Genomic DNA, 26,530 nt, shown 5'->3' with positions numbered 1-26,530 from the left:
GGCGGAGGGAGACCGCAGATGATAAGATCACACCTCGCGCGGCGCGCCCTGTGGCCGGCCTTGGCGGTTTGCCTCGCGCTCGCGCCGGGCGAAGGGGCAGAGGCTGCCGGCGAGGCGCGCGCCGCCGCGGAGGAGGCGCTGACGCTTTGCCTCCAGCTGCCTGCCGGGCGCGAAACGCTCGTGGCAAAGCTCGAGGAGAACGGATGGAAGCGCGGCGGCGAGGCCGAGCTTGTCACCTTCACCGTCGAGACCGCGCTTGCCTTCGTGTTCGACCCGGAGGCACCGGAGGAGACGGCTCAGGGCGCGCTTTTCGTGGCCACCATGCTCAACAAGGCCGCCAGCCCCGAGGGGCACATGGTGCTCACCCGCGCGGGTGTGACCGTAGCCCCGCTTGGCCTCGGCGACGATCCCTACTGCGCCCTCTCCGGCCCCGAGGTTCTGGCCGAGGCCGCGCGGTCGGCAGTGGCGATGTCGCCCCAGCCCGAACGCTCCAGCCCCGTCCTCGTGATGCGCGAAGGCTCACCGCGCATGACGCTTGCCGTGCTGCAAGCGGATGCGATGGCCGCGGCCATTTCCGGCCATGTTCCCGACGAGATCAGCGGCTCGAGCGCCTTCTCCTTCGAACCCGCCTACGTGCAAGTCCTGCCCAGCCGAGAGAACGGGTGACGCCATGACCAGACAGTCCCCCAACGAATTCTTCCACAATTCCTCCTTCCTTCAGGGCCACAACGCCGAATACGTCGAGCAGCTCTACGCCCGCTACGCCGGCGACCCGAATGCGGTGGATGAGGCCTGGCGCGCGTTCTTCCGCCAGCTCGGCGACGACGCGGTTTCGGTGAAGAAGGAGGCGCAAGGGCCGAGCTGGGCGCGGCGCGACTGGCCGCCGCTGCCCGATGACGAGATCACCCATGCGCTCGACGGCATGTGGCCTGCGGGCGAGGAGCGCGAGGGGCTGCGCAAGGAGGCGCGCGCTGCCGAGCGGAAGATCCGCGAGAAGGCCGCAGAAGGTGGCGTGGCGATCACCGACGAGCAGGTGCGGCGCGCGGTGCTCGATTCGATTCGCGCGCTCATGCTTATCCGCGCCTACCGGATCCGGGGCCATCTCATTGCCGACCTCGACCCGCTGGGGATGCGCGAGAAGACCCCGCACCCCGAACTCGACCCCCGGTCCTACGGCTTCACCGAAGCCGACATGGACCGCCCGATCTTTCTCGACAACGTGCTCGGGCTCGAATTCGGCACGCTGCGGCAGATCCTCGACATCGTGCGGCGCACCTATTGCGGCACCTTCGCGCTGCAGTACATGCACATCTCCGACCCCGAGCAGGCGGCGTGGCTGAAGGAGCGCATCGAGGGCTACGGCAAGGAGATCAGCTTCACCCGCGAGGGGCGGCGGGCGATCCTCAACAAGCTTGTCGAGGCCGAGGGCTTCGAGAAGTTCTGCCACGTCAAGTTCATGGGCACCAAGCGCTTCGGGCTCGACGGGGCGGAGTCGCTGGTCCCGGCGATGGAACAGATCATCAAGCGCGGCGGCGCGCTCGGGGTGAAGGAAATCGTCATCGGCATGCCCCACCGCGGTCGGCTCAATGTGCTGGCCAACGTCATGGGCAAGCCCTATCGCGCCATCTTCAACGAGTTCCAGGGCGGCAGCTTCAAGCCCGAGGAGGTGGACGGCTCGGGCGACGTGAAATACCACCTCGGGGCCTCCTCGGACCGCGAGTTCGACGGCAACAAGGTGCACCTGAGCCTCACCGCCAACCCCAGCCATCTCGAGGCGGTCAACCCGGTGGTGCTCGGCAAGGCGCGCGCCAAGCAGGATCAGCACCATGACACCGAGCGCACACAGGTGCTGCCGCTGCTCCTGCATGGTGACGCGGCCTTCGCCGGTCAGGGCGTGGTGGCGGAGTGCTTCGGGCTTTCGGGGCTCCGCGGCCACCGCACCGGCGGCACCATCCATATCGTCATCAACAACCAGATCGGCTTCACCACGGCGCCGCACTTCTCGCGCTCATCGCCCTACCCCACCGACATCGCGCTGATGGTCGAGGCGCCCATCTTCCACGTCAACGGCGACGACCCCGAGGCGGTGGTCCACGCCGCGAAGGTGGCCACCGAATTCCGCCAGCTGTTCCACAAGGACGTGGTCATCGACATGTTCTGCTATCGCCGCTTCGGTCACAACGAGGGCGATGAACCGATGTTCACCAACCCGGTGATGTATCGGCGCATCAAGCGGCACAAGACCACGCTGCAGCTCTACACCGAGCGGCTGGTGGCCGACGGGCTCATTCCCGAAGGCGAGATCGAGGACATGAAGGCCGCCTTCCAGGCCAAGCTGAACGAGGAGTTCGAGGCGGCGAAGGACTATCGCCCCAACAAGGCCGACTGGCTCGACGGACGCTGGAAGCATCTCGATCCGCAAGGCACCAAGTATCAGCGCGGCAAGACCGGCATCAAGCCCGAGACCATGGCCGAGCTCGGCGCCGCGCTCACGCGCGTGCCCGACGGATTCAACCTGCACAAGACGGTGGCGCGTCTGCTCGAGACCAAGCGGCAGATGTTCGAGACCGGCCGCGGATTCGACTGGGCGACGGCCGAGGCGATGGCCTTCGGCTCGCTTCTCCTGGAGGGCTACCCGGTGCGCCTTTCGGGGCAGGACTCCACGCGCGGCACCTTCTCGCAGCGGCATGCGGCCTATGTCGATCAGGAGACCGAGGAGCGCTACTATCCGCTCAATCACATCCGTGAGGGGCAGGCGCGCTTCGAAGTCATCGATTCGATGCTTTCGGAATATGCCGTCTGCGGTTTCGAATACGGCTATTCCCTGGCCGAGCCCAATGCGCTTGTCGCCTGGGAAGCACAGTTTGGCGACTTCGCCAACGGCGCGCAGATCATGTTCGACCAGTTCATCTCGTCGGGCGAGCGCAAGTGGCTCAGGATGTCGGGCCTCGTCTGCCTGCTGCCGCATGGCTACGAGGGCCAGGGGCCGGAGCACTCCTCGGCCCGGCTCGAGCGCTTCCTTCAGCTCTGCGCCGAAGACAACTGGATCGTCGCCAACTGCACGACCCCGGCAAACTACTTCCACATCCTGCGCCGTCAGCTGCACCGCACCTTCCGCAAGCCGCTGATCCTGATGACGCCCAAATCGCTCCTGCGTCACCGGCTGTGCATTTCGGATGCCGAGGATTTCCTCACCGGCTCGAGCTTCCACCGCGTGTTGTGGGACGACGCCGAGAAGGGACATTCGGAACTCGAGCTTGCCCCCGACAAGGACATCCGCCGCGTCGTACTGTGCTCGGGCAAGGTCTATTACGACCTTCTTGAAAAGCGCGACGAGCTCGGCCTGTCGGACGTCTACCTGCTGCGCATCGAGCAGTACTACCCCTTTCCGGCGCTGAGCCTTGTCCGGGAGCTCGAGCGGTTCAAGCAGGCCGATGTGATCTGGTGCCAGGAAGAGCCCAAGAACCAGGGCGCGTGGACCTTCATCGAGCCCAACATCGAATGGGTGCTGAACCGCATCGGCGCGCGCGTGAAGCGCCCCGCCTATGCCGGCCGTCCGGCCACGGCATCGCCTGCCACGGGCCTCATGTCGCAGCACATTCAGCAGCAACAGGCGCTGGTCAATGCCGCGCTCGGGATCGAAGAGTAGGAAATCAGTCCAATGACCATCGAAGTCCGCGTACCGACGCTCGGCGAGAGCGTCACCGAGGCCACCGTTGCCACCTGGTTCAAGAAGCCCGGTGACACCGTGGCCGCCGACGAGATGCTCTGCGAGCTCGAGACCGACAAGGTGACGGTCGAGGTGCCCGCCCCCGCCGCCGGGCGACTGGCCGAGATTCTCGCCCCGGAGGGCGCGACCGTGGCCGTGGGCGCGCTTCTGGCGACGATCGAGGAAGGCGCGCAGGCCGCTGCCGGCTCGGCCGCGAAGAGCGGCGAGGCCGCCGGTGCCGGCGCGGCCAAAGGCTCCGCCGCCGACGCCGCGGGCGATCGCGTCGAGGTCAAGGTGCCCACGCTCGGCGAGAGCGTCACCGAGGCGACCGTGGCCACCTGGTTCAAGAAGGTTGGCGACAGCGTGGCCGCCGACGAGATGCTCTGCGAGCTCGAGACTGACAAGGTCTCGGTCGAGGTGCCCGCGCCCGCCGCCGGCACCCTGGCCGAAATTCTCGCGCCAGAAGGGGCGACGGTGTCGGTCGGTGCGCCCTTGGCCGTGATCGCTGCATCGGGGGGCGCCTCGGAGGCGGGTACCAGCGCCGCTCCCCGGCAGGCGCAGGCCGAGACGCCTGCGGCGGATGCCGGCGCGAAGCACGCCGACGTCGAACACGCGCCCTCGGCGCGCAAGGCGATGGCGGAGGCCGGGCTTTCACCCGAAGCTGTCGAAGGCACCGGTCGCGACGGGCGGATCATGAAGGAGGATGTGGCGCGCGCGGTGGCCGCCAGTGCCCAAGCGTCCGCTTCTGCGCCGTCGCCCGCGCCAGCCGCCTCCCCCGCCGCGGGCACACCGGCGGCGCAGGCGCCGCGCGCCCCGGTGCCGGCCGAGGATGCCGCTCGCGAGGAGCGGGTGCGCATGTCGCGTCTGCGCCAGACCATCGCGCGGCGACTCAAGGAGGCCCAGAACACCGCCGCCATCCTGACCACCTACAACGAGGTGGACATGTCGGCGGTGATGGACATCCGCAACCGCTACAAGGAGCTCTTCGAGAAGAAGCACGGGGTAAAACTCGGCTTCATGTCCTTCTTCGTGAAGGCCTGCTGCCATGCGCTCTTCGAGGTGCCCGAGGTCAACGCCGAGATCGACGGCACCGACATCGTCTACAAGCACTACGTTCACATGGGCGTGGCCGTGGGCACCGAACAGGGCCTTGTCGTGCCGGTGGTGCGCAATGCCCATGAAAAGAGCTTCGCCCAGATCGAGAAGGAGATTGCCGAGCTTGGCCGCCGCGCCCGCGAGGGCAAGCTCAGCATGGCCGAGCTTCAGGGCGGCACCTTCACCATCTCCAACGGCGGCGTCTATGGCTCGCTGATGTCCTCGCCCATCCTGAACCCGCCGCAGTCCGGCATTCTCGGGATGCACAAGATCCAGGAGCGGCCCGTCGTGGTGAACGGGGAGATCGTGATCCGCCCGATGATGTATCTGGCGCTGAGCTACGATCACCGCATCGTCGACGGCAAGGGTGCGGTGACCTTCCTCGTGCGGGTCAAGGAGGCGCTCGAGGATCCGCGCAGGCTGTTGATGGATCTCTGAGTCGGGGAGGCCGGGAGGCACCGGATGGTCACCGCCGAGCTCTCCATCCTCGCCATCTATGCGCTGATGGTTGCCCTGACCTGGGGCGTGCAGTCGCTGGCGGGGATGCGCGACGCCGGGCTTGGCTGGATGGTCTCGGCCCGCGACGAGCCGCGCGAATTCGGCCGGTTCCATGGGCGGGCGAAACGCGCGGCCGACAATTCGCTTGCCGCGCTTGCCTATTTCGCACCGGCCGTGCTGGCGCTTCAGGGCATGGACCGGACCGGCGGCGAGACTCTTCTCGCCGCCCAGGTCTTCCTTGCGGCGCGGGTCCTGTACCTTCCGCTTTACCTTGCGGGGGTGCCGTGGCTGCGCAGCATCGCCTGGCTCGTGGGCCTTCTGGCCTGCGGCTCGCTCTACCTCGCCGTTCTTGAATGAAATCCGGCGCCATCCGCTCCCCGCGGTCAGGCGGCGCAAAGACAGGGGAATGACATCATGGCAAGTTACGACGTGATCATCATCGGAGGCGGGCCGGGCGGCTATGTCTGCGCCATCCGCTGCGCGCAGCTGGGGTTGAAGACGGCCGTGGTCGAGGGGCGCGAGAGCCTCGGCGGCACCTGCCTGAATGTCGGCTGCATCCCCTCCAAGGCGCTTCTGCACGCCACCCACCAGCTGCATGAGGCGGAGGTGAACTTCGCCCGCATGGGACTTGTCGGCAAGGCGCCCTCGGTCAACTGGGAGAAGATGCAGGCCTTCAAGGCCGATGTGGTGGCGCAGAACACCCGCGGCATTGAGTTCCTGTTCAAGAAGAACAAGATCGACTGGCTCAAGGGCTGGGGCACGATTCCCGCGGCGGGCAAGGTGAAGGTGGGCGAGGAGGTGCACGAGGCGCGCGCCATCGTCATCGCCACGGGTTCGGAGCCTGCCACGATTCCCGGCGTCGAGATCGACGAGAAGACGGTGGTGAGCTCCACCGGCGCGCTGTCGCTGCCGAAGATACCGAAACGCATGGTGGTGATCGGCGCGGGCGTGATCGGGCTCGAGCTTGGCTCGGTCTATGCCCGCCTCGGCGCGGAGGTGACGGTGGTGGAATATCTCGACCACATCACGCCGGGCATGGATGGCGAGATCTCCAAGACCTTCCAGCGCACGCTGAAGAAGCAGGGGCTCAATTTCGTGCTCGGCGCGGCGGTGGAGGGCGTGGAGGCGCTCAAGACCAAGGCCAGAGTCAACTACACCCTGCGCAAGGACGGCACCAAGGCCACTGCCGAGGGCGACGTGGTGCTCGTGGCCACCGGCCGGCGCGCCTTTACCCGCGGGCTCGGCCTCGAGACCCTCGGCGTGAAGACCGACGCGCGCGGCGTGATCGAGGTGGACAGCCACTGGCGCACGAGCGTGCCCGGCATCTATGCGATCGGCGACTGCATTCCGGGTCCGATGCTCGCCCACAAGGCCGAGGATGAGGGCATGGCCGTGGCCGAGGTGATCGCGGGCCGGGCGGGGCATGTGAATTACGGCGTCATCCCCTCGGTCATCTACACCCACCCGGAGGTGGCCGCGGTGGGCAAGACCGAGGAAGAGCTCAAGGAGGAAGGGCGCGCCTACAAGGTCGGCAAGTTCTCCTTCATGGGCAACGGGCGGGCGAAGGCGGCGCTGGCGGCCGAAGGTTTCGTCAAGATCCTCGCCGATGCCGAGACCGACCGCATCCTTGGCGCGCATATCCTCGGCCCCTCGGCGGGCGAAATGATCCACGAGCTGTGTGTGGCGATGGAATTCGGCGCCGCGGCGGAGGATGTGGCGCTGACCTGCCATGCGCATCCCACCTTCTCGGAAGCGGTGCGCGAGGCGGCGCTTGCCTGCGGCGACGGGCCGATTCACGCCTGAGGAGAGGGCCTGCGTTGCAGCGCCCCGAAAAGCCGTTAGAAATGGCCGGGCAAGGCGCCGGGGGCTGACAGCGTGAACATGGCGAGCACATTTCTCAAGCCGATGCACCGCGAGGGCCGGCGCTTCGTCGCTGCCTTCGCGGCTGTCACCGTACTGTTGTTCCTCCTGTGGGAGCCGCTCGGCTGGCTCGGTGTCGGCCTCACCGTCTGGTGCTACTACTTCTTTCGCGACCCCGAGCGTGTGCCGCCCAGGCGCCCAGGCCTCGTGCTCAGCCCCGCCGATGGCGTCGTCTCCCAGATCGGCCCGGCCGCGCCGCCGCCCGAGCTGGACCTCGGGGAGGCGCCGCGCACGCGCATCAGCATCTTCATGAACGTCTTCAACTGCCACGTGAACCGCAGCCCGGTCACCGGCACGGTGAAGCGCATCGCCTACCATCCGGGGAGATTTTTCAACGCCTCTCTCGACAAGGCGAGCGTTCACAACGAGCGCAACGGCGTCGTCATCGAGCTCGACGACGGGCGCGAGGTGGCCGTCGTCCAGATCGCGGGGCTCGTTGCCAGGCGGATCGTCTGCTTTGTCAAGGAAGGGCAGCGGCTCGAGGCCGGTGAGCGCTTCGGTCTGATCCGCTTCGGCTCGCGGCTTGATGTCTACCTGCCCGAGGGGGTCGAACCCCTCGTCGAGCTCGGCCAGACCATGATCGCCGGCGAGACGGTGATTGCCGCGCTCGCGCCCTGGCCCGGGCAGGGGAGCGACTGAGACGATGAGCGCTTCGGGCCATCACCCGCGGCAGATGCGACAGATCGCGCTCGTGCAGCTCCTGCCCAGCCTGGCCACCATCGGGGCGCTCTGCGCAGGCCTGACCGCAGTGCGGATGGGAATGAGCGGCAACTATCTTCTTGCCGTGCAGCTTGTGCTGGCGGCTGCGGTGATCGATGCCGTCGATGGGGCGCTGGCGCGCCTTCTGAAGGCCGACAGCCCGATGGGCGCCCAGCTCGACTCGCTGGCCGACATAGTGAATTTCGGCGTCGCCCCTGCCGCGCTGATCTTCATCTGGGCCTTCGGGGAGTTCCAGAGCGAGGGCTGGATTGCGGTCCTGATCTACGTCTGCTGCTGCGCGGTGCGGCTGGCGCGGTTCAACGTCGAGGTGGGTGCAGGGCCGAAAGCCCCCCCACAGCCGCATTTCGTGGGCGTTCCGGCACCGGCCGGGGCGCTCCTGGCGATGCTGCCCATGTACCTGGCCTTCGCCACCGATGATGCGCTTCTGCTTCCCGCGCCGCTGATCGCCGGATATCTGGTGGTGATCGCTCTGCTCATGATCAGCCGAATTCCCACACTTTCGCTGAAGAATGCCCGGATCTACCGCGCGAACGTGAAGTTCGTTCTCGTCGGCGCCGTATTCCTGGGCGCGGCGCTCCTGACCTACGCCTGGACCACTCTTGTCGCCATCAGCCTTGGTTACGGCGCCAGCGTGCTCTGGGCGGTAGTCCGCGAGATCAGGCGCGGCAGGAACAGGCCGGCCAGGACCGACAAGGGAGGAAAGGAACTCGATGGACATTGAGGCGGTCGAGGCTTCGTATTCCCGCTGGGCGCCGATCTACGATCGGACATTCGGCGCCATCACCCAACGGGCGCGCCGCCGTGCAGTGGCCTGCGTCTGCCGGGAGGGGCGCGAGGTGCTGGAAGTGGGTGTAGGCACCGGGCTTGCCCTGCCTCTCTACAAGCCCGGAGTCTCGGTCACCGGCATCGATTTCAGCGAACCGATGCTCGAGAAGGCGCGGCGGCGGGTCGCCGAGCTTCGCCTCGGCCACGTCAAGGCGCTTCTGCGCATGGATGCCCGCGCGCTGGAATTTGCCGACGAGAGCTTCGATACCGTCGCGGCCATGCATGTGCTCTCGGTCGTCCCCGAACCCGAACGGGTGATGCGCGAGATCGCGCGCGTTCTGAAGCCGGGCGGCCGGCTCGTGATCCTGAACCATTTCGCGCGCGAACGCGGCCCCCTTGCGCGGGTTGAAAAGGCGGCGGCGCCACTTTCGGACCTGCTCGGCTGGCACTCCGATTTCCGCATCGAGACGGTCCTCGGCGAGCCCGCCCTGCGCGTCGAGCGCCGCACCTCGCTGCCACCCATGGGCATGATGACGCTTCTCGAGATGCGCAAGGTGGCCGGCTGAGGCGTTCCGCCCCGATCCTCAGCTCACAAGGAACTTGAGCCCCCGCGTCACATCGGTGCGGATCGCCAGGCGCAGCCCCGGCTCGTCGCCTGCGCGCAAGGCGGCCAGGATCATGCGATGGTGGCGCGGCACCTCGCCCCGCTCGCGCTGAGCATAGAGCCTGCGCATGGTGGGGCCAAGCTGCAGCCAGACCGTCTCGACCATGGCCAGCATCGCCGGCGCCTGCGCGCGCAGATAGAGCAGACGATGGAACTCGAGATTTGAACGGATGTAGGCAACCGCATCTCCCGACTGCACGGCCTCGGCGATATTGGCGTTGATGGCCTGCATCCGGTCGATGAGTGCCGTGTGCGCCCGCGGCAGGGCCCGGCTGGCAAGTTCGGGTTCCAGAAGGCCGCGCAAGGCCGCGAGTTCCTCGATGCGTTCGGGCGAAAGCTCGGGCGTGGCCACCCGCCCCGACGCGGACAGCGTGAGCGCCCCTTCGGCCACCAGCCGGCGCACGGCCTCGCGCGCGGGCGTCATCGACACCCCGAAGCGCGCGCCCACCCCGCGCAGCGTCAGCGCCGCGCCGGGCGGCAGCTCGCCATGCATGATCTGGGTGCGCAGGCTGCGATAGACCCGGTCATGGGCGGCGGTCTGTTCGGGATTGCGGGAAGTTCTGGCGGCGCTGGACATGGCGCAAAGGTGTCGGATCGAAAGTCCCCGGTCAATCCTCGCAGCCGCCGTCGAATCGATAGCGATGCAGCCCTGTCCCGTGCTCCCGGAGCCACCGTCGCGCGGCGCGATGCGCAGGGAACAGCTTCTCGACGAGCGCCCAGAATGCCGGCGAGTGGTTCATTTCGACCAGATGCGCCACCTCATGGGCGGCGACGTAATCGAGCACCTCGGGAGGCGCCATGATCAATCGCCAGGAGAACATCAGGTTCCCTTCCGCCGAGCAGGACCCCCAGCGAGAGCGCGTGTCCCGCAACGTCAGACGCCCGTAGCCACGGCCGAGCGCGGTGGCATGACGGTCGCAGGCGGTGGCAAGCGCATCGCGCGCGCGGCCCTTGAGCCAGCCGCGCACCACCGCTGCCGCCTGCCCTGCGCGATGCTCGGGGATCACGAGGCTGTCGCCACGCAAGCGCAGCGCGCGCACCGGCCCGGTGGCAATCGTGACCATGCCGCCGGCCAGTGGCAGGCGCACGCCGGGGCGCACGTGCACCGGCTCCGGCTGGCGCGCGAGATGTTCACGAATCCAGCCTGCCCGCGAGCGCGCGAAGGCCAGCGCTTCGCCCACTTCTGCGCGGCGCGGCAGGGTGAGGGTTACCCGGCCATCAAGCGCCGACACCCTGAGCGACAGGCGCCGCGCCCGCGCCGAGCGCCTGACAAGCACCTCTACCGGCGGATCCCCGTCCAGAAGGAAGCTCCTCTCCGCCTCCGCCTTGCCCATTGCCGCCCTTCCCTGCACTGCTGCCCGCTGATCTTGCAAAAACCCTTGTCAAGCCCATCTGCTTGTGGCACGCGGCGCGGATCGCGCCAAGATGAACATGCGAGGGAATGACATGCCGAAGGAAAAATGGGGGACCAAGCGGGTCTGCCCGACCACCGGCAAGCGCTTTTACGACCTCAACCGCGACCCGGTGATCAGCCCCTACACGGGCGAGGTGGTGGAGATTGACGCCGGCACCCGCAGCCGCATCGCCATTGCCGACAAGACCGAGGACGAGGAAGAGGATCTGGTGCTCGAGGACGACGAAGACGTTCTCGACGACGCCGATGCCGATGTCGACATCGACGACGACCTGCTCGAGGACGACGACGATGACAGCGTCCCGCTCGACGACATCGCCGACGTCGCCACGGACGATGACGAGAGCTGAGAAGCGCCTCGGAAAAATGGCTGGAAGCCGGCAATTTGGGTCTTGATCCCGGAAGCGGCTTTCACTAACTAACGCGGGCGGCCGGGAAGCCGGCCGGACCTCGGTGGGGCCATAGCTCAGTTGGGAGAGCGCTTGAATGGCATTCAAGAGGTCAGGGGTTCGACTCCCCTTGGCTCCACCAAAAAATCTCGCTCCAGAACTCTCCTCCGAAAAGATCAGTCTGAAGGCCCGGTGCCTACAGGCAATCGCACGGCGCGCTTGTCGAGGATTCGCGCGGAGGCGCTGCGCTTGCCGTCGTCTTTGCGGGTGAACAGGCTGCGCGTGCAAGGAAGTCGCGGTACTTTGTGGCACCGTCCGCCCGCATGCCGCTCGCGAGCCTCGGATGCGGCCGGCTCAATGACGAAGGCCCCGAGCGAGCCGGGGCCGTCATTCGTCACGATTGCGCGTCAGTGCACGTTGACAGGTGCCAGATCATTCTGGCGCGCAAGCACGAAGGCGAGGTTGCGGTCACGCACCAGCGCCAGCCGTTCTCCGTCTGCGCCGTGCACGGCATAGAGCTTCTCGAGCCCGCCGGCATGTGCACGCACTTCCGCCGGCAGATCCGAAACCTTCACCGGCCGGACATAGACGATCCGGCTTTCCTGGCCCTTCTCGAACTCGAACTTCTCATTCATTGGCGTCTTCCCCCTTTCTGCTTCCTGCCGCGCCGACGCGGTTGTTGATCGGGATCTTCCTGACGACCGGTTCGGGCTCCACCCGTTTCAGATCGATATGCAGAAGCCCGTTTTCCAGTCGCGCCCCGGTCACTTCCACGCCATCGGCCAGCACGAAACTGCGCTGGAACTGGCGCGCCGCGATCCCGCGATGCAGGAAATGCCGCTCCCTGCCGTCGTCGGACTGGCGCCCGCGGATCACCAGCTGGCGATCCTCGACGGTGATCGAGAGATCCTCCTCCGAAAACCCGGCGACGGCCAGAGTGATGCGGTAGGAGTTTCCGCTCGTCTGCTCGATGTTGAAGGGCGGATACCCGCTGCTGTCATTGCGCGCGGTGCGCTCCAACAGCCGTTCGAGCTGCTCGAACCCCAGAAGCTGGGGATGCGAGCCAAGGTTCAGTTTCGTCATCCACACGTCCTTTTCACAAGCGACAGTGCATTTCCGGCCCCGAAGCGGCAGCCTGCACAAGATATGGGAAGCGGCTCTCCAACCTGCAAGGCCCGTGGCGCCAAGCGGGTTGGAATCAGCCCCCGGACGCCTTATTTTGTTGCGCGAAACTGCGGCAAGATGAAGGGGGATTGCCCGCCGATGGAAGATGCCGCCCGCATGGAACATGACGAGGTGCTGCGCTACGAGCTCGAGGTTCTGCGCAGCGAGCACCGTGACCTTGATGCCGCCATTGCCGCGCTCGAGCAAAGCGGCCGCGGCGACCAGCTGCAGATCCGCCGCCTGAAGAAGAAGAAACTTCTTCTGAAAGACAGGATCGCCGCGATCGAGGACAGGCTCTTTCCCGACATCATTGCCTGACACGCTGCATTGCCCGGCACATCGCCCGATCGCCGCCATGCGGCGCGCTGGATTGTGCGAACCCTTGGCGCGAGTATAGTGCGCGCTCCGGCGCAGCTGCCGGGCTGGAACATGAAATGAAGGGGGCCGAGGTGGCAATCAGGGTCGGGATCGTCATGGGCAGCCAGTCGGATTGGGCGACAATGCGAGAGGCATGCGCCCCGCTCGATGAACTAGAGGTCGCATATGAGACTCGCATCGTCTCGGCACACCGTACGCCGGACCGCCTTTGGGAATACGGGCGCTCCGCCGTGGAGCGCGGACTGAAGGTGATCATCGCCGGCGCAGGCGGTGCGGCGCATCTTCCGGGCATGATGGCATCCAAGACCCGGCTGCCGGTCATCGGTGTGCCGGTGGAGACACGGGCGCTGAAGGGCGTGGACAGCCTCTATTCCATCGTGCAGATGCCGCGCGGCTTTCCAGTGGCGACCATGGCGATCGGGGCGTCGGGAGCCTACAATGCCGGGCTGATGGCGGTTCAGATCCTGGCGCTATCCGATGCCGCGCTCGCCGAGCGGCTGGAACGCTGGCGCGCTGCGCTCTCCGCCTCGATCCCCGAGGAGCCCTCTGATGCCTGAGGCGCTTCCCTACGGTGCGGTCATCGGCATTCTCGGCGGCGGGCAGCTGGCACGCATGCTCTCGGTCGCGGCTGCGCGCCTCGGCTACCGTTGCCACGTCTACGACCCGGCGCCGAACCCGCCGGCAGCCCACGTGGCCGCGCGGGCGACAACCGCCCCCTGGGACGACGCCGAGGCGCTGGAACGCTTCGCTGCCGAGGTCTCCGTCATCACCTACGAGTTCGAGAACATCCCGGTGGCGGCGCTGGATTTGCTCGAGGCGCAGCGTCCCATCCGCCCCAGCCGTCGCGCGCTTGCCGTCAGCCAGGACCGGCTGACGGAAAAGACCTTTCTCTCCGGCCTTGGCCTTGAAGTGGCGCCCTTTGCGCCTGTGGAGGATGCCGACAGCCTGGAAGCGGCGATCGAGACTGTGGGCCTGCCGGCAATCCTCAAGACGCGGCGGCTCGGTTATGACGGCAAGGGGCAGGTGCGCCTCACAGGCGCTGAGGACGCGCCCGCTGCCCTTCAGGCCATTGCCGGCGCGCCGGCGATCCTCGAGGGTTTCGTGAACTTCGAGCGCGAGGTCTCCGTGATCGCCGCGCGCGGTCTCGATGGGACGGTGGCCTGCTTCGACCCGGGCGAGAATGTGCACCGTGAGGGAATTCTGCGCACAACCACCGTGCCTGCCCGCCTCAGCGCCAGCCAGAGGGCGGACGCGGCACTTGTTGCCGGGCGCATCCTGAACGCGCTCGACTACGTGGGCGTGATGGGCGTTGAGATGTTCGTCACGCCCGGCGGGCTCATCGTCAACGAAATCGCCCCGCGCGTGCACAACTCCGGGCACTGGACGCAGCAGGGCTGCGCGGTGGATCAGTTCGAGCAGCACATCCGCGCCATTGCCGGCTGGCCGCTTGGCGACGGAAGCCGTTATGCCGATGTGACTATGGAGAACCTCATCGGTGAAGATGTGGCGCGCGTGCCGCAGATCGCGCGTGAGCGTAACGCGACCATCCATCTCTACGGCAAGGCCGAGGTGCGGCCGGGGCGCAAGATGGGCCATGTCAACCGCATCACCGGGCCGGCCGGCTGAAGGCACGGCGATGCCCTTCCCCCCGGTTCTCCGCCTCGCTGTGCGCGCGCTGGTCCTGCATGAGGGGCGGCTCCTTCTCGTCAACGCCTACCCCGGCGAGACGAGCGATCTGTGGGGCGCGCCCGGTGGCGGGGTCGAGCGAGGCACGTCGCTTGCGGAGAACCTGCGCCGGGAGGTGCGGGAGGAGACGGGGCTCGAGGTCGAGGTCGGCGCTCCGGCGCTCGTCAACGAGTTCTTCGAGCCCGAAAGCGGCTATCACCAGGTGGAGGTATTCTTTCGCTGCCGCATCACCGGCGGCGGGCTTGACCCCGCATGGCAGGATCCGGCCGGAATCGTCTCGCGCCGGCGCTTCTTCTCGCGCGAGGAGTTGAGCGCCATACGCTTCAAGCCGGACCGCCTGGCGCAAGCGGCATGGGGCACATGCGGCGCGATCTACGACCCGCTCGAACCGCTGGTCCGCTGACGCGCTTGACGCCGCTTCGCCCACCCCCTTCGATGCCGGCAGAAGCGGCAAGGGGACGGCAATGCAGGCAAGGGGCGCGATCGTCATGCTTGCCCTCGGCGAGACGCTCGTCTGGGCCGGCATCTTCTACATCTTCCCCGCCCTGATCCTGCGCTGGGAACAGGCGGAGCACTGGCCCAAGGAGGCGCTCACCGGCGCCTTCACCCTCGCCGTCCTGATCTCGGCCGCGGCCGCACCGCTGGCCGGCCGGCTCATCGACGCCGGCCGTGGCCCGGTGATGATGGGGCTCTCGGCGCTCCTTGGCGCGCTCGCCATCTTCGCCCTCAGCGGGGTCCGCGAGATCTGGCAGTTCTATCTTGTCTGGGCGGTGGCCGGGCTTGCCATGGCCGGCGCGCTCTATGAGCCTTGCTTCGCCCTTGTCACCCGCGCGCGGGGGGCCGAGGCGCGCGGGGCGATCACGCTGATCACGCTGGTGGCGGGATTTGCCAGCTCGCTGAGCTTTCCGGCGGCGCATCTGCTGGCGGAAGCGATGGGCTGGCGAGGCGCGGCGATGGTCTTCGCCGCCGTGGTCGCGGGCCTTGGCGCGCCGCTTCTCTGGGCCGGAGGTGCGGCGCTCGAGGCGCATCACCGCCCCGCGCCGCTCAGGCGCACCCCGCAGGAGGCCCGCACTGCGCGCCGGAAGCTTCTGTCAAGCCCGCTGTTCTGGATGCTCGCACTCGGTTTCGCCCTGGCCGGAATGGCTCACGGAGCGACCATCAACCATCTTCTGCCGATCCTTGCCGACCGGGGGGTGGCAGCGACGGCCACCGTGGTGGCGGCCTCCTTCATCGGGCCGATGCAGGTCGCCGGTCGTCTGGCCATGGCCGCAGTCGGCGCCCGAGTTTCGCCGCGTGCGCTGGCTCTCGGCGCCCTTCTGCTGATGACCATGGCGATCCTGAACCTCGCGGTGGCCGGACGGGCGGCGGCCTTCCTCATTGCCTTCGTGGTGCTCTTCGGCGGCGCCTACGGAACGATCTCGATCCTGCGGCCGATAATCGCGCGGGAGGTGCTGGGCGGCGAGGCGTTCGGGGCGAAATCAGGCGCGTTGGCGCTTGTCTACCTGCTCGGGGCGGCCTCTGCTCCCTGGCTGGCGTCGCTGGTGTGGAGCCTGGGGGGCTACGGGCTGGTGCTCGCCGCCCTTGTGGCGCTTCTCCTCGCCGGCTCGGCGCTTCTGGCGGTGTGCTTCTCGCTTGACCGCAGCGGGAACTGAAAAGGGGCGCCCGCAGGCGCCCCTTCCCGAACTCCGATCGCGTGGCGCGATCAGAAGTCCATGCCGCCCATTCCGGCACCCGCAGCCGCGGGCTCTTCCTTCTTGGGCTTGTCGGCGATCATCGCTTCGGTGGTGATCAGCAGACCAGCCACCGACGCGGCGTCCTCGAGCGCGGTGCGCACGACTTTCGCCGGGTCGATCACGCCGAACTTGAACATATCGCCATACTCTTCGGTCTGCGCGTTGAAGCCGAAGGTCGGATCGTCGGACTCGCGCACCTTGCCGGCGACAACGGCGCCGTCAACACCCGCGTTCTGAGCGATCTGACGCAGCGGCGCCTCAAGCGCACGGCGGATGATGGCGATACCCGCGTTCTGGTCGGAGTTGGCGCCCTTGAGGCCTTCGAGCTTCTTGGAGGCCTGCACCAGCGCCACGCCACCACCGACGACGATGCCTTCCTGCACCGCCGCGCGGGTCGCGTTGAGCGCGTCGTCGACACGGTCCTTGCGCTCCTTCACCTCGACCTCGGTCATGCCGCCAACGCGGATGACCGCCACGCCACCGGCGAGCTTGGCCACGCGCTCCTGCAGCTTCTCGCGGTCGTAGTCCGAGGTGGTTTCCTCGATCTGCTGACGGATCTGGGCGACGCGGGCCGCGATTTCCTTCTTGTCGCCGGCGCCGTCGATGATCGTGGTGTCGTCCTTCTTGACCACCACTTTCTTGGCACGGCCGAGCATGTCGATGGTGACGTTCTCGAGCTTCATGCCAAGCTCTTCGGACACGACCTGACCGCCGGTCAGGATGGCGATGTCCTGCAGCATGGCCTTGCGACGGTCACCAAAGCCCGGCGCCTTGACGGCAGCCACCTTCAGACCACCGCGCAGCTTGTTGACGACGAGCGTGGCCAGCGCCTCGCCCTCGACGTCCTCGGCGATGATGAGAAGCGGCTTCTGCGACTGGATGACCTGCTCGAGAAGCGGAATCATCGGCTGCAGCGAGGAGAGCTTCTTCTCGTGCAGCAGGATCAGCACGTCCTCAAGCTCGACGGCCATCTTGTCGGGGTTGGTGACGAAATAGGGCGAGAGATAGCCGCGGTCGAACTGCATGCCCTCGACCACTTCCACCTCGGTCTCGAGGCCCTTGTTCTCCTCGACGGTGATGACGCCGTCATTGCCGACCTTCTGCATCGCGTCGGCGATCATGCGGCCGATCTGCTCTTCCCCGTTCGCGGAGATCGTGCCCACCTGGGCCACCTCGTCGGAACCGGACACGGGCCGCGCCGCGGCCTTGATCGCTTCGACGACCTTGTCGACAGCGAGATCGATGCCGCGCTTCAGGTCCATCGGGTTCATGCCGGCGGCAACCGCCTTCATGCCCTCCTTCACGATGGCCTGGGCGAGAACGGTCGCGGTGGTGGTGCCGTCACCAGCCTCGTCGTTGGTGCGGCTGGCCACTTCCTTGACCATCTGCGCACCCATGTTCTCGAACTTGTCCTCAAGTTCGATCTCCTTGGCCACCGTTACGCCATCCTTGGTGATGCGCGGGGCGCCGAAGGACTTGTCGAGAACCACGTTGCGGCCCTTGGGGCCGAGCGTGACCTTCACCGCATCGGCCAGAATGTTCACGCCACGCAGGATTTTCGCGTGGGCGTCGGTGTGAAACTTCACGTCCTTGGCAGACATGTTGCGTGCTCCAGATTGACTGTTGGTTCCGGTGTCCCGGCTTGCGGATGATCAGACCTGATCAGTCCGTCAGAATGCCGAGGATGTCGCTTTCCTTCATGATGAGGAGCTCTTCGCCGTTGAGCACGATTTCCGTGCCCGACCACTTGCCGAAGAGCACCCTGTCACCGGCCTTGACGTCCATCGGGATGCGATCACCGTCTTCGTCCCGGGCGCCGGCCCCAACCGCGATCACTTCGCCCTCGGCGGGCTTTTCCTTCGCGGTGTCGGGGATGATAAGGCCGCCCTTGGTTTTCTCCTCGCTTTCGATGCGACGGACCAGAACACGGTCATGCAACGGGGTGAAAGCCATGTCAGACGCTCCTTGCGTTCCATTGTTTCTTGTTAGCACTCCCCGAAGGCGAGTGCTAACAGCCGGCGAGATAGGCAGCGCCCTCGTGGCTGTCAACAGGCTTCACGCGACAACCGGAAAAAAATCTGCCGCCCCTGGGGTAGCCGGGTTGCTCTTGCCGTCGTCAGGGCTTGATGAAAGTGCCCGCCTGCAGCTCCTCGATGGCCTGAATGAGTTCCTCGCGCGTGTTCATCACGATCGGCCCATGCCAGGCCACCGGTTCGCGGATCGGCCGGCCGGAGACGAGCAGAAAGCGCACGCCTTCAGGCCCCGCCGTCACCACGATCTCGTCGCCGGTATCGAAGCGCACGAGCGTGCGGTTGCCGCTCATGTCGCGGATGTTCAGTTCCCTGCCCTGATACTCCTTCTCCACCTTCACGCCGACGGGGTCGGACGCGTCGCGAAACCGCGCGGCGCCCTCGAAGACATAGGCGAAGGCGTTGGCGTAGGTGTCCACGGGAAGGCGCTTGGTGCGCTCGGGCGGCACCCAGACGTCGAGATAGAGCGGGTTGGCGGCGATGCCGTCAACCGGCCCGCGCGTGCCCCAGAACTCGCCGGTGATGACCCGCACCCGCGTGCCGTCGTCATCGACCACCTCGGGGATGTCGGCGCCGGCGATGTCCTGGTAGCGCGGCGCGCACATCTTCTCGGAAGAGGGCAGATTGGCCCAGAGCTGAAAGCCGTGCATGCGCCCCTGCGCGTCGCCCTTCGGCATCTCCTGGTGAAGAATGCCGCGGCCCGCGGTCATCCATTGCACCGAACCGGGGCCGAGGACGCCGCGGTTGCCGAGCGAATCGCCGTGCTCCACCTCGCCCGCCAGAACATAGGTGATCGTCTCGATGCCCCGGTGCGGATGCCACGGGAAGCCGCGCAGGTAATGCGCGGGGTCGTCGTTGCGGAAGTCGTCGAGCAGCAGGAAGGGGTCGGTCTCGGACGGATCCCCGAAGCCGAACACCCGGTGCAGATGCACGCCCGCGCCCTCGAGCGTTGGCCGGGCATGGCTGATCGAACGGACGGGACGGATGGACATGAACGCATCTCCTTTCGCTTCGGCACAGATATCGGCGTGCACGTCCCCATCTTCAACGCATGTGCCGCGCACAGGGACTGTGCGCCGAAGCGGATGCCACCAAGCCGGGGGAGCGGCGCGGCGCCCGGCGCGTTTCTGCGCTGCGGCGTCGCGCGTGACAACGCGGCCGACAGCGCCTATAGAGGCGCCGATCAACCCACCCATGATGGACAGTGACATGACGATCAAGGTTTTCGGGCATCGCTCGCCCGACACGGATTCCACCGGCTCGCCGATCATCTGGGCCTGGTATCTGAGCGAGGTGAAGGGCACCGCCGCCGAAGCGGTGCTTCTGGGCGAGCCCAACACCGAGGCGAAATTCGTGCTTGAGCGCTGGGGTCAGGCGCAGCCGGCGATCATAGAGGATGTCGAGGAAGGCGCGCCGGTGGTCATCGTCGACACCAACAATCCCGCCGAGCTGCCGGCGAACATCAACAAGGCCGACATCCGCGAGATCATCGACCATCACAAGCTCGCCGGCGGGCTGGAGACCTCGGCGCCGATCTCTGTGACGATCCGGCCGCTGGCCTGCACCGCGACGCTGATGCATCAGCTCATGGGCGAGGATGCGGCAAAGATGCCGCGCGAGATCAAGGGGCTGATGCTGTCGTGCATCCTGTCGGACACGCTGGAGTTCCGCTCGCCCACCACCACCGACACCGATCGCGCGCTGGCAGAGAAGCTTGCCGGCGAGCTTGGCATCTCCATCCCCGACTACGCCGCGGAGATGTTCGCCGCCAAGTCCGACGTCTCGGCCTTCTCCGATGCCGAGCTTCTGCGGATGGACTCGAAGGAATACGAGGTCGGCGGCGTGAAGTTTCGCGTCTCGGTGCTGGAGACGACCTCGCCCAAGGCGATCCTCGACCGCAAGGCGGGGCTCATGGAGGCGATGAAGCAGGTCGCCGAGGAGGATGGCGTCGATCAGGTGCTGCTCTTTGTCGTCGACATCCTCAACGAGGAAGCGACGCTGCTGGTGCCGAATGATCTCGTCAGGCAGGTGGCCGAGAAGAGCTTCGGCGCCAAGGTCGAGGGCGACACGGTGGTGCTGCCCGGCATCATGAGCCGCAAGAAGCAGATCATTCCGAGCCTCAAGGTCTGAGGCCGGCAATGCAAGGGGCTCGGCTCGCGGCCAATGAGCCCCTTGCAAATCGCCCGCGCCTTGTCTAATTGCGCGGGCACGGTCGGAGTGTAGCTCAGCCTGGTAGAGCACTGTCTTCGGGAGGCAGGGGCCGCGCGTTCGAATCGCGCCACTCCGACCATAGATCTTCCCGATCCGCCCGCGGTGGCGTTCACCTTTCCACAGTCATCGCCGTTGAAGCCGCGCCAAGAGCGTCGAGCCTTGCGCGGACGGAACACGTGGGCAACTGTCGGCCGACCGGCGCCGAAGCTTGGGCAAGGAGGGGCGAATGAGCACGACGGAAACGGGGGCGGAAGACCTTGCCGCCAAGGAGCGTGAACGGATCGAGGAGGTCAGCAAGCTTTCGCCGCGGATGATCTTCGAGGTCATCCGCCGCGATGGCGAGGAGGAGCTTCGGCGCCCGTTCTCGAGCCTGTTCTGGTCAGGCATCGCGGCAGGCATCATGATCAGCCTGTCGGTGCTTGGCGAGGCGGTTCTGCGCAGTGGCCTGCCCGATGCGCCGTGGCGGCATCTGGTCGAGAATTTCGGCTACTCGCTGGGATTTCTCGTCGTGATCCTCGGGCGGATGCAGCTTTTCACGGAGAACACGATCACCACCGTGATTCCAGCAATGGCCGACCCCCGGCGGGCCATGCTGCTTCGCCTCGTGCGGCTGTGGGCGGTCGTGCTTCTGGCCAATGTGATCGGCGCCCTCGCGGTGGGAGGGGTGCTGGCGAGAACCCCCGTGATTCCGGAAGCGCTGTTGCCGGTGCTGACCGAACTGTCTCATCACGCCACGGGGCTCGGGGCGGTCGACGGGTTCTTCCGCGCGATCCCGGCCGGGGTGCTGGTTGCCGCCATCGTCTGGATGCTGCCCGAATCGGAAGGCAACCAGGCCCTGATCGTCATCCTGTTCACCTGGCTGATCGCGGCGGGGGATTTCGCGCATGTGGTCGCGGGCTCGGTGGAGGCGGCAATTCTCATCTGGCAGGGTCTGCTGGGGCCATTGGAGGCCCTCGGCGCATTCTTCCTGCCGGTGCTGGCCGGCAACATCGTCGGCGGAACCGCCATCTTCGCGCTCATCACCTACGGGCAGGTGCACGACGAACTCCCCGACTGAGCGCCTCCCACCAGGCGCAAACGTCACCAGGCCGTCCGAGCCATGTCGGCGGGGAGAGGGGGCAGCCCGGGCCGCGACTGCGTGCCGCGGTCACCCTTGCCGGTCAAGGGCGCCGTTGGCTGGTCAGCCGTCTGTTCCGCTGCCTGCCTCGGCGGCGGGCGCGCGCTCCCTGAGCCGCTCTTCCTGGGCGAGGATGAGTATCTCCACCCGCTTGAGCTCACGCAGGATGCGCTCGGCATGGATGTGGGGGGCCATCGACAGCTTGATCTGCAGCCCCCCGAGCAGGAACACCGCCCCGGTGAACCCCCATTTCACCGCCGCCAGCACCTCGGCGGCCTGATAGAAGCGCACCGCCGCCCAGAGGCCGATGACGAGGAAGACGAGCTGCAGAATCCATGTGACCCAGAACAGCCATGCAAGCTTGCCGGTGCGCATCGCCCGGGTGATGCCCAACCAGCCGTGCGGCTGGGAGGCGCGCAGAAGATGCGCGTCACGCTCGCTCATCAGTTCCTGAATCCGCCTGTCGAGATAGTCCATCGCTCTGTTCTCCACACCTGCTGCCGCCACCTGCTGGCCGAAACCCACGGGAAGCCTCGCGCTGCACACGGCGGGGTGTCAAGCATGGCGACGGGGGCATGGGCGGGGTGTTTTCCACGCGCCTTGGGGGTGGAGCGGAAACCACAGGACAAAACGAAGCCCCCGGCGCTGCTGCGGCCGGGGGCTTCAGTGGCCCTTCGGCGGGCCGAATGCCTTGGCGCGGTTCGCTCCTCAGAGCAGCCCTTCGCGCTGGGCCTTCTTGCGCGCGAGCTTGCGGGCGCGGCGGATCGCCTCGGCCCTCTCGCGGGCGCGCTTCTCCGACGGCTTCTCGTAGTGCTGACGGAGCTTCATTTCGCGGAACACGCCCTCGCGCTGGAGCTTCTTCTTCAGAGCGCGCAGCGCCTGATCGACGTTGTTGTCGCGAACGGTTACCTGCATGCGGTTTTCACCACCTTTCCGGGTTAGAGTTGCACTGAAGATGCAGGAAGCGTTCGTTTAGCAGGCCCGGCCGCGTCTGTCCACCGCCTTGCGCCGGCGCCTGCGCCGGCTAGGATCGGGCCGAGGAGCAAACCGATGACCCAGCCGCACGCCGCCGCCGAAGACCCCGCGCTCGCGCGCCTCGTGGACGCCGCCTTGCCCCATGTCGCCTTCGACGGCTGGTCGGAAGTGACGCTGCGGGCAGCCGCTCGGGATGCGGGGCTTTCCCCCGACGAGGCACGCCGGCTTCTTCCGCGCGGTGCCGTGGATCTCGCCGCCGCCTTCCACCGCCGCGGCGACCGCGAGATGATCGCGCGTTTGGCCGCGGCCGATCTCTCGTCCTTGCGCTTTCGGGACCGTGTGGCCAGCGCCGTGCGCTACCGTCTCGAGGCTGCGGGCGACCGCGAGGCGGTGCGCCGTGCCGCCGCGCTCTTCGCCCTGCCCCACAACGCGCCCCTCGGCGCGCAACTCATCTGGGGCACGGCCGATGCGATCTGGACGGCGCTCGGCGATACCTCGCAGGATATCAACTGGTATTCCAAGCGCGCCACCCTGTCGGCGGTCTATTCGGCCACCGTTCTCTATTGGCTCGGGGACGAAAGCCCCGATCACGCTGCCACATGGGACTTTCTTGACCGCCGCATCGAAGACGTCATGCGCATCGAGAAACTCAAGGCACAGATCAGCGAAAGCCCGGCCCTCAAGGGCCTCGCCGCCCTGCCCGCACGCCTTTTCGCACGCGTCCGCGCGCCCGCCGCGCCGCGCGACGACCTGCCCGGCCGCTGGCCATCCCCTCCGAGGGAAGGAAAGGAAAGCCCATGAGCCTGCCCCAGACCATGCGCGTGGTGGAGATCACCGCCCCAGGCGGGCCGGAAGTGCTGAAACCGGCCATGCGCCCGGTCCCGCGGCCGGGGTATGGGCAGATCCTGATCCGCATTGCCTATGCCGGCGTCAACCGCCCCGATGCGCTCCAGCGCGCCGGCGCCTATGCGCCACCCCCCGGCGCCTCCGACCTGCCCGGCCTCGAGGCGGCCGGCACCGTCGCCGCCGTCGGCCCCGGCGTGACCGAATGGAAGGAGGGCGACGAGGTCTGCGCGCTCCTGCCCGGCGGCGGCTATGCCGAATATGCGGTCACGCCCGCGGCGCATGCCCTGCGCGTGCCGAAAGGCATGAGCCTTGATCGCGCTGCCTGCCTGCCCGAAACCTTCTTCACCGTCTGGACCAATGTCTTCGACCGCGGCGGGCTGCGGGCGGGCGAGCGCTTTCTCGTCCACGGCGGAAGCTCCGGCATCGGCACCACCGCGATCCAGCTTGCCCATGCCTTCGGCGCGCGCGTCTTCACCACCGCGGGCAGCGCCCGGAAGTGCAGTATCTGCGAAGAGCTTGGCGCCGAGCGCGCCATCAACTACCGCGAGGAGGACTTCGTGGAGGTGCTGCGCGCGGCCGGCGGCGCCAACCTCATCCTCGACATGGTCGGCGGCGGCTACATCCCCCGCAACATCGCCGCCCTTGCCGATGACGGGCGGCTCGTGCAGATCGCCTTTCTTTCCGGCCCGAAGGTGGAGCTCAACTTCGCCCAGATCATGACCCGCCGGCTCACCGTCACCGGCTCCACCCTGCGCCCGCAATCGGACCTCGCCAAGGCCCGCATCGCCGAGGCACTCGCCGCCCATGTCTGGCCGCTGCTCGACGCCGGGCGCATCGGCCCGGTGATGGACAGCGAATTCCCCCTCGATGAGGCCGCTGCCGCCCATGCCCGGATGGAAAGCTCCGAGCATGTCGGCAAGATCGTGCTGAAAGTCGCCTGACCCCTGCCGAGGGAGCGGGGTTGAACGCACGTCCGACCCTTCTCATCTGCAAGGAGCGGGCAGGAGCAATGCAAGCGAAACGCCGGAGGAGGACTAGCGATGAGCAAGGCCGACAAGGGATATTTCGAGGTTCTCGAGGGCTTTCCGGCCGATGTTGTCGCCGTGGCGGCGCATGGGGTCATCGACAGCGACGACTACGAGAACACGCTGATGCCACTCGTCGACGAGCGCATCGAGAAGGAGGGCAAGGTTCACCTCTACTTCGAATGCGGCGAGGATTTCGAGGGCTTCACCGCCGGCGCCGCATGGGATGACGCGAAGATGGGGCTCAAGCACCTTGGCGAGTTCGCCCGCGTGGCGGTGGTCACCGACAAGGAGTGGCTCAGGCTCGCCGCCAAGTTCTTTGCTCCCCTCATCGGCGCTGAGCTGCGGGTGTACCATCTCGCCGAGCGCGACAAGGCCAAGGCATGGCTTGCATCCTATCATCCCATCAATGTCTGAACATTGGCGGGAAGCGCGCAGTCTTGACATGAGAGCGGAGGCAGCGTAGGCGGGCGCCGCTCCGGAAGACGTGATGTCCTTCCGGTCCCCGGGTCGTGGCCGGGGATCGCCACCCGTCAGCGAGGGTTCGCCCGCGGGTGCCGTTGGCATTTGGCAGCGCGCTCCCCATCTGGGGGCATGAGATCAACCGGCGAAAGGGGCCGAATACATGTTCGAATCTCTCTCGGAACGCCTCTCGGGTGTCTTCGAGCGGCTGACGAGCCGGGGCGCGCTGACCGAGGACGACGTGCGCACCGCGCTGCGCGAAGTGCGCGTGGCGCTTCTCGAGGCCGACGTCTCGCTGCCCGTTGCCCGCGACTTCGTACGCCGGGTCCAGGAAAAGGCCACCGGCCAGGCGGTGACGAAATCGGTCACGCCCGGCCAGCAGGTGGTCAAGATCGTCCATGACGAGCTTGTCGCGGTCCTCGCCGGCGACGGCGCCGAGATCGGCCGGCTCAAGATCGACAACCCGCCCGCGCCGATCCTGATGGTGGGCCTGCAGGGCTCGGGCAAGACGACGACCACCGCGAAGCTCGCCAAGCGGCTCAAGGAGGTCGAGCACAAGCGCGTGCTGATGGCCTCGCTCGACACCAACCGCCCCGCGGCGATGGAACAGCTCGAGATCCTCGGCCGCCAGATCGGGGTGGACACGCTGCCGATCGTCAAGGGCGAAACCGCGCAAGCGATCGCCCGGCGCGCGAAGCAGCAGGCCTTGCTCGGCGGCTATGACGTCTACATGCTCGACACCGCCGGCCGGCTCCACATCGACGCCGAGCTGATCCAGCAGGCCGCCGAGGTGCGCGACATCGTCTCCCCGCGCGAAACGCTTCTGGTGGTCGACGGGCTCACCGGCCAGGTCGCCGTGGAGGTAGCCGAGGAGTTTGACGACAAGATCGGCATCACCGGCGTGGTGATGACGCGGATGGACGGCGACGGCCGCGGCGGCGCGGCGCTGTCGATGCGCGCGGTCACCGGCAAGCCGATCAAGTTCGTCGGCACCGGCGAGAAGATGGATGCGCTCGAGGAATTCCACCCCGAACGCATCGCCGGGCGCATCCTCGGCATGGGCGACATCGTCGCGCTCGTCGAGAAGGCACAGGCCACCATCGAGGCCGAAGAAGCCGAGCGCATGATGAAGCGGTTCCAGAAGGGCCGCTTCAACATGAACGACCTGAAGATGCAGCTCGAGCAGATGCTCAGGATGGGCGGCATGGAGGGCATCATGGGCCTCCTGCCCGGCATGGGGAAGATGCAGAAGCAGATCGCCGAGGCCGGCTTCGACGACAAGGTGATCCGCCACCAGATCGCGCTCATCAACTCGATGACGAAGAAGGAGCGCGCCAACCCGCAGATCCTGCAGGCCAGCCGCAAGAAGCGCATCGCCCGCGGCGCCGGTCTCGAGGTGCAGGATCTCAACCGGCTTCTGAAGATGCACCGGCAGATGTCGGACATGATGAAGAAGCTCGGCCGCATGGGAAAGGGCGGCGCCCTGAAACAGGCGATGCGCGGGCTCTTCGGCAAGGGTGGCCCCTCGCCGGCGGAGCTGCAGGCGCTGCAGAACCAGGCCGGCGGCGGCCTGCCGGGCGGCCTGCCCGGCCTCGGCGGCAACCAGGGGCTCGGCCTGCCGCCCGGGCTCTCCGGTCTGGGGAAGAAGCGCTGATGGTTTCATCATCCTGGTGCAAATACCCAGTTTCCGCCGCCCGTGCCGGGCGCGCGCTCGGTTGGAGGGCCAAGC

General features: G+C 67.2%; 29 protein-coding genes and 2 tRNA genes. 22 read left to right on the top strand and 9 right to left on the bottom strand.

Going from position 1 to position 26,530, the window contains the following annotated elements:
- Nucleotides 1-18: 18 nt before the first annotated feature.
- From BLQ14_RS10640 to BLQ14_RS10605, 8 genes are all read left to right on the top strand, one after another.
- Nucleotides 19-666, top strand: coding sequence for a hypothetical protein (locus BLQ14_RS10640; RefSeq protein ID WP_092500534.1), 648 nt, complete (start codon nt 19-21; stop codon nt 664-666).
- A gap of 4 nt (nt 667-670) precedes the next feature.
- Nucleotides 671-3,649: a 2-oxoglutarate dehydrogenase E1 component gene (locus tag BLQ14_RS10635; protein WP_092500533.1), complete on the top strand. Its 2,979-nt coding sequence runs from the start codon at nt 671-673 to the stop codon at nt 3,647-3,649.
- Nucleotides 3,650-3,661: 12 nt separating this feature from the next.
- The gene (gene odhB, locus BLQ14_RS10630; protein WP_092500532.1) at nt 3,662-5,242 is read left to right on the top strand and encodes a 2-oxoglutarate dehydrogenase complex dihydrolipoyllysine-residue succinyltransferase; all 1,581 of its coding nucleotides are present in this window, start codon (nt 3,662-3,664) and stop codon (nt 5,240-5,242) included.
- A 24-nt stretch (nt 5,243-5,266) separates the two neighbouring features.
- Complete coding sequence (locus BLQ14_RS10625) at nt 5,267-5,659, top strand: MAPEG family protein (protein WP_092500531.1); 393 nt, start codon at nt 5,267-5,269, stop codon at nt 5,657-5,659.
- Between the two features lie 57 nt (nt 5,660-5,716).
- Nucleotides 5,717-7,105 carry a dihydrolipoyl dehydrogenase gene (gene lpdA, locus BLQ14_RS10620; RefSeq protein WP_092500530.1) on the top strand — a complete coding sequence of 463 codons (1,389 nt, stop codon included), beginning with the start codon at nt 5,717-5,719 and terminating at the stop codon, nt 7,103-7,105.
- 78 nt (nt 7,106-7,183) lie between these two features.
- Nucleotides 7,184-7,861: a phosphatidylserine decarboxylase gene (locus tag BLQ14_RS10615; RefSeq protein ID WP_170068431.1), complete on the top strand. Its 678-nt coding sequence runs from the start codon at nt 7,184-7,186 to the stop codon at nt 7,859-7,861.
- A gap of 4 nt (nt 7,862-7,865) precedes the next feature.
- A complete protein-coding gene (gene pssA / locus BLQ14_RS10610; RefSeq protein ID WP_092500528.1) occupies nt 7,866-8,663 on the top strand; it encodes a CDP-diacylglycerol--serine O-phosphatidyltransferase in 798 nt (265 codons plus the stop codon).
- Complete coding sequence (locus BLQ14_RS10605; protein WP_092500527.1) at nt 8,653-9,273, top strand: class I SAM-dependent methyltransferase; 621 nt, start codon at nt 8,653-8,655, stop codon at nt 9,271-9,273. Before pssA ends, BLQ14_RS10605 begins: the two co-directional genes overlap by 11 nt.
- 18 nt (nt 9,274-9,291) lie before the next feature.
- On the opposite strand, the gene BLQ14_RS10600 is transcribed toward BLQ14_RS10605, so the two are convergent.
- The gene (locus tag BLQ14_RS10600; protein WP_092500526.1) at nt 9,292-9,948 is read right to left on the bottom strand and encodes a GntR family transcriptional regulator; all 657 of its coding nucleotides are present in this window, start codon (nt 9,946-9,948) and stop codon (nt 9,292-9,294) included.
- A gap of 31 nt (nt 9,949-9,979) precedes the next feature.
- On the bottom strand, nt 9,980-10,705 hold the full coding sequence (locus BLQ14_RS10595) for a M48 family metallopeptidase (RefSeq protein ID WP_092500525.1): 726 nt from the start codon (nt 10,703-10,705) through the stop codon (nt 9,980-9,982).
- 112 nt (nt 10,706-10,817) lie between these two features.
- On the opposite strand from BLQ14_RS10595, the gene BLQ14_RS10590 reads away from it, so the two are divergent.
- A complete protein-coding gene (locus tag BLQ14_RS10590; RefSeq protein WP_092500524.1) occupies nt 10,818-11,135 on the top strand; it encodes a TIGR02300 family protein in 318 nt (105 codons plus the stop codon).
- Nucleotides 11,136-11,240: 105 nt separating this feature from the next.
- A tRNA-Ala gene (locus BLQ14_RS10585) sits at nt 11,241-11,316 on the top strand.
- 265 nt (nt 11,317-11,581) lie between these two features.
- On the opposite strand, the gene BLQ14_RS10580 is transcribed toward BLQ14_RS10585, so the two are convergent.
- Together BLQ14_RS10580 and BLQ14_RS10575 are read right to left on the bottom strand one after the other, a co-directional pair.
- Nucleotides 11,582-11,809: a DUF1150 family protein gene (locus BLQ14_RS10580; protein ID WP_092500523.1), complete on the bottom strand. Its 228-nt coding sequence runs from the start codon at nt 11,807-11,809 to the stop codon at nt 11,582-11,584.
- Nucleotides 11,802-12,257, bottom strand: coding sequence for an Hsp20 family protein (locus BLQ14_RS10575; RefSeq protein ID WP_092500522.1), 456 nt, complete (start codon nt 12,255-12,257; stop codon nt 11,802-11,804). Before BLQ14_RS10575 ends, BLQ14_RS10580 begins: the two co-directional genes overlap by 8 nt.
- A 180-nt stretch (nt 12,258-12,437) precedes the next feature.
- Between BLQ14_RS10575 and BLQ14_RS10570 the strand changes: the two genes are divergently transcribed.
- The 5 genes from BLQ14_RS10570 to BLQ14_RS10550 all read left to right on the top strand — a co-directional run bounded on the left by BLQ14_RS10570 (nt 12,438) and on the right by BLQ14_RS10550 (nt 16,054).
- Nucleotides 12,438-12,656: a YdcH family protein gene (locus BLQ14_RS10570; RefSeq protein WP_092500521.1), complete on the top strand. Its 219-nt coding sequence runs from the start codon at nt 12,438-12,440 to the stop codon at nt 12,654-12,656.
- A 116-nt stretch (nt 12,657-12,772) separates the two neighbouring features.
- A complete protein-coding gene (purE, locus tag BLQ14_RS10565; protein WP_425412099.1) occupies nt 12,773-13,273 on the top strand; it encodes a 5-(carboxyamino)imidazole ribonucleotide mutase in 501 nt (166 codons plus the stop codon).
- Entirely contained in the window at nt 13,266-14,342 is a 1,077-nt protein-coding gene (locus BLQ14_RS10560) for a 5-(carboxyamino)imidazole ribonucleotide synthase (protein ID WP_092500520.1), read from the top strand. Before purE ends, BLQ14_RS10560 begins: the two co-directional genes overlap by 8 nt.
- A 10-nt stretch (nt 14,343-14,352) precedes the next feature.
- Nucleotides 14,353-14,805 (top strand): NUDIX domain-containing protein, encoded by a 453-nt coding sequence (locus tag BLQ14_RS10555; protein ID WP_092500519.1) that lies wholly within the window; start codon nt 14,353-14,355, stop codon nt 14,803-14,805.
- Between the two features lie 61 nt (nt 14,806-14,866).
- On the top strand, nt 14,867-16,054 hold the full coding sequence (locus BLQ14_RS10550; protein ID WP_092500518.1) for an MFS transporter: 1,188 nt from the start codon (nt 14,867-14,869) through the stop codon (nt 16,052-16,054).
- Between the two features lie 50 nt (nt 16,055-16,104).
- On the opposite strand, the gene groL is transcribed toward BLQ14_RS10550, so the two are convergent.
- The 3 genes from groL to BLQ14_RS10535 form a co-directional block, all read right to left on the bottom strand.
- A complete protein-coding gene (gene groL / locus BLQ14_RS10545) occupies nt 16,105-17,736 on the bottom strand; it encodes a chaperonin GroEL (RefSeq protein WP_092500517.1) in 1,632 nt (543 codons plus the stop codon).
- 61 nt (nt 17,737-17,797) lie between these two features.
- Entirely contained in the window at nt 17,798-18,088 is a 291-nt protein-coding gene (gene groES, locus BLQ14_RS10540; protein WP_092500516.1) for a co-chaperone GroES, read from the bottom strand.
- Between the two features lie 163 nt (nt 18,089-18,251).
- Nucleotides 18,252-19,157 carry a pirin family protein gene (locus tag BLQ14_RS10535; protein ID WP_092500515.1) on the bottom strand — a complete coding sequence of 302 codons (906 nt, stop codon included), beginning with the start codon at nt 19,155-19,157 and terminating at the stop codon, nt 18,252-18,254.
- Between the two features lie 217 nt (nt 19,158-19,374).
- Here BLQ14_RS10535 and BLQ14_RS10530 point away from each other — a divergent pair, with 217 nt between their 5' ends.
- From BLQ14_RS10530 to BLQ14_RS10520, 3 genes are all read left to right on the top strand, one after another.
- Complete coding sequence (locus BLQ14_RS10530; protein WP_092500514.1) at nt 19,375-20,295, top strand: manganese-dependent inorganic pyrophosphatase; 921 nt, start codon at nt 19,375-19,377, stop codon at nt 20,293-20,295.
- A gap of 83 nt (nt 20,296-20,378) precedes the next feature.
- Nucleotides 20,379-20,455 (top strand) — tRNA-Pro (locus tag BLQ14_RS10525).
- A 147-nt stretch (nt 20,456-20,602) separates the two neighbouring features.
- Nucleotides 20,603-21,433, top strand: a complete 831-nt coding sequence (locus BLQ14_RS10520; RefSeq protein WP_092500513.1) for a formate/nitrite transporter family protein — start codon at nt 20,603-20,605, stop codon at nt 21,431-21,433.
- A 123-nt stretch (nt 21,434-21,556) separates the two neighbouring features.
- On the opposite strand, the gene BLQ14_RS10515 is transcribed toward BLQ14_RS10520, so the two are convergent.
- On the bottom strand, nt 21,557-21,970 hold the full coding sequence (locus tag BLQ14_RS10515) for a DUF6768 family protein (protein WP_092500512.1): 414 nt from the start codon (nt 21,968-21,970) through the stop codon (nt 21,557-21,559).
- A 231-nt stretch (nt 21,971-22,201) separates the two neighbouring features.
- Entirely contained in the window at nt 22,202-22,408 is a 207-nt protein-coding gene (rpsU, locus tag BLQ14_RS10510) for a 30S ribosomal protein S21 (protein WP_092500511.1), read from the bottom strand.
- A gap of 135 nt (nt 22,409-22,543) precedes the next feature.
- On the opposite strand from rpsU, the gene BLQ14_RS10505 reads away from it, so the two are divergent.
- From BLQ14_RS10505 to ffh, 4 genes are all read left to right on the top strand, one after another.
- Nucleotides 22,544-23,269 (top strand): COQ9 family protein, encoded by a 726-nt coding sequence (locus tag BLQ14_RS10505; protein WP_092500510.1) that lies wholly within the window; start codon nt 22,544-22,546, stop codon nt 23,267-23,269.
- Nucleotides 23,266-24,255, top strand: a complete 990-nt coding sequence (locus tag BLQ14_RS10500; RefSeq protein ID WP_092500509.1) for an NAD(P)H-quinone oxidoreductase — start codon at nt 23,266-23,268, stop codon at nt 24,253-24,255. Before BLQ14_RS10505 ends, BLQ14_RS10500 begins: the two co-directional genes overlap by 4 nt.
- Nucleotides 24,256-24,354: 99 nt before the next feature.
- The gene (locus tag BLQ14_RS10495) at nt 24,355-24,756 is read left to right on the top strand and encodes a SpoIIAA family protein (RefSeq protein ID WP_092500508.1); all 402 of its coding nucleotides are present in this window, start codon (nt 24,355-24,357) and stop codon (nt 24,754-24,756) included.
- A 208-nt stretch (nt 24,757-24,964) separates the two neighbouring features.
- On the top strand, nt 24,965-26,455 hold the full coding sequence (gene ffh / locus BLQ14_RS10490; RefSeq protein WP_092500507.1) for a signal recognition particle protein: 1,491 nt from the start codon (nt 24,965-24,967) through the stop codon (nt 26,453-26,455).
- The last annotated feature ends 75 nt before the right edge of the window (nt 26,456-26,530 follow it).

Source organism: Meinhardsimonia xiamenensis (genome assembly GCF_900102905.1).
GTDB classification, from domain to species: domain Bacteria; phylum Pseudomonadota; class Alphaproteobacteria; order Rhodobacterales; family Rhodobacteraceae; genus Meinhardsimonia; species Meinhardsimonia xiamenensis.
Note: the sequence above shows the minus strand (reverse complement) of the source record. Positions and strands in the feature narration are given on the sequence as shown.

Coding starts and splice junctions, on each gene's coding strand:
- BLQ14_RS10640 (WP_092500534.1), top strand. CDS start 19: ATGATAAGATCACACCTCGCGCGGCGCGCCCTGTGGCCGGCCTTGGCG.
- BLQ14_RS10635 (WP_092500533.1), top strand. CDS start 671: ATGACCAGACAGTCCCCCAACGAATTCTTCCACAATTCCTCCTTCCTT.
- odhB (WP_092500532.1), top strand. CDS start 3,662: ATGACCATCGAAGTCCGCGTACCGACGCTCGGCGAGAGCGTCACCGAG.
- BLQ14_RS10625 (WP_092500531.1), top strand. CDS start 5,267: ATGGTCACCGCCGAGCTCTCCATCCTCGCCATCTATGCGCTGATGGTT.
- lpdA (WP_092500530.1), top strand. CDS start 5,717: ATGGCAAGTTACGACGTGATCATCATCGGAGGCGGGCCGGGCGGCTAT.
- BLQ14_RS10615 (WP_170068431.1), top strand. CDS start 7,184: ATGGCGAGCACATTTCTCAAGCCGATGCACCGCGAGGGCCGGCGCTTC.
- pssA (WP_092500528.1), top strand. CDS start 7,866: ATGAGCGCTTCGGGCCATCACCCGCGGCAGATGCGACAGATCGCGCTC.
- BLQ14_RS10605 (WP_092500527.1), top strand. CDS start 8,653: ATGGACATTGAGGCGGTCGAGGCTTCGTATTCCCGCTGGGCGCCGATC.
- BLQ14_RS10600 (WP_092500526.1), bottom strand. CDS start 9,948: ATGTCCAGCGCCGCCAGAACTTCCCGCAATCCCGAACAGACCGCCGCC.
- BLQ14_RS10595 (WP_092500525.1), bottom strand. CDS start 10,705: ATGGGCAAGGCGGAGGCGGAGAGGAGCTTCCTTCTGGACGGGGATCCG.
- BLQ14_RS10590 (WP_092500524.1), top strand. CDS start 10,818: ATGCCGAAGGAAAAATGGGGGACCAAGCGGGTCTGCCCGACCACCGGC.
- BLQ14_RS10580 (WP_092500523.1), bottom strand. CDS start 11,809: ATGAATGAGAAGTTCGAGTTCGAGAAGGGCCAGGAAAGCCGGATCGTC.
- BLQ14_RS10575 (WP_092500522.1), bottom strand. CDS start 12,257: ATGACGAAACTGAACCTTGGCTCGCATCCCCAGCTTCTGGGGTTCGAG.
- BLQ14_RS10570 (WP_092500521.1), top strand. CDS start 12,438: ATGGAAGATGCCGCCCGCATGGAACATGACGAGGTGCTGCGCTACGAG.
- purE (WP_425412099.1), top strand. CDS start 12,773: ATGAAGGGGGCCGAGGTGGCAATCAGGGTCGGGATCGTCATGGGCAGC.
- BLQ14_RS10560 (WP_092500520.1), top strand. CDS start 13,266: ATGCCTGAGGCGCTTCCCTACGGTGCGGTCATCGGCATTCTCGGCGGC.
- BLQ14_RS10555 (WP_092500519.1), top strand. CDS start 14,353: ATGCCCTTCCCCCCGGTTCTCCGCCTCGCTGTGCGCGCGCTGGTCCTG.
- BLQ14_RS10550 (WP_092500518.1), top strand. CDS start 14,867: ATGCAGGCAAGGGGCGCGATCGTCATGCTTGCCCTCGGCGAGACGCTC.
- groL (WP_092500517.1), bottom strand. CDS start 17,736: ATGTCTGCCAAGGACGTGAAGTTTCACACCGACGCCCACGCGAAAATC.
- groES (WP_092500516.1), bottom strand. CDS start 18,088: ATGGCTTTCACCCCGTTGCATGACCGTGTTCTGGTCCGTCGCATCGAA.
- BLQ14_RS10535 (WP_092500515.1), bottom strand. CDS start 19,157: ATGTCCATCCGTCCCGTCCGTTCGATCAGCCATGCCCGGCCAACGCTC.
- BLQ14_RS10530 (WP_092500514.1), top strand. CDS start 19,375: ATGACGATCAAGGTTTTCGGGCATCGCTCGCCCGACACGGATTCCACC.
- BLQ14_RS10520 (WP_092500513.1), top strand. CDS start 20,603: ATGAGCACGACGGAAACGGGGGCGGAAGACCTTGCCGCCAAGGAGCGT.
- BLQ14_RS10515 (WP_092500512.1), bottom strand. CDS start 21,970: ATGGACTATCTCGACAGGCGGATTCAGGAACTGATGAGCGAGCGTGAC.
- rpsU (WP_092500511.1), bottom strand. CDS start 22,408: ATGCAGGTAACCGTTCGCGACAACAACGTCGATCAGGCGCTGCGCGCT.
- BLQ14_RS10505 (WP_092500510.1), top strand. CDS start 22,544: ATGACCCAGCCGCACGCCGCCGCCGAAGACCCCGCGCTCGCGCGCCTC.
- BLQ14_RS10500 (WP_092500509.1), top strand. CDS start 23,266: ATGAGCCTGCCCCAGACCATGCGCGTGGTGGAGATCACCGCCCCAGGC.
- BLQ14_RS10495 (WP_092500508.1), top strand. CDS start 24,355: ATGAGCAAGGCCGACAAGGGATATTTCGAGGTTCTCGAGGGCTTTCCG.
- ffh (WP_092500507.1), top strand. CDS start 24,965: ATGTTCGAATCTCTCTCGGAACGCCTCTCGGGTGTCTTCGAGCGGCTG.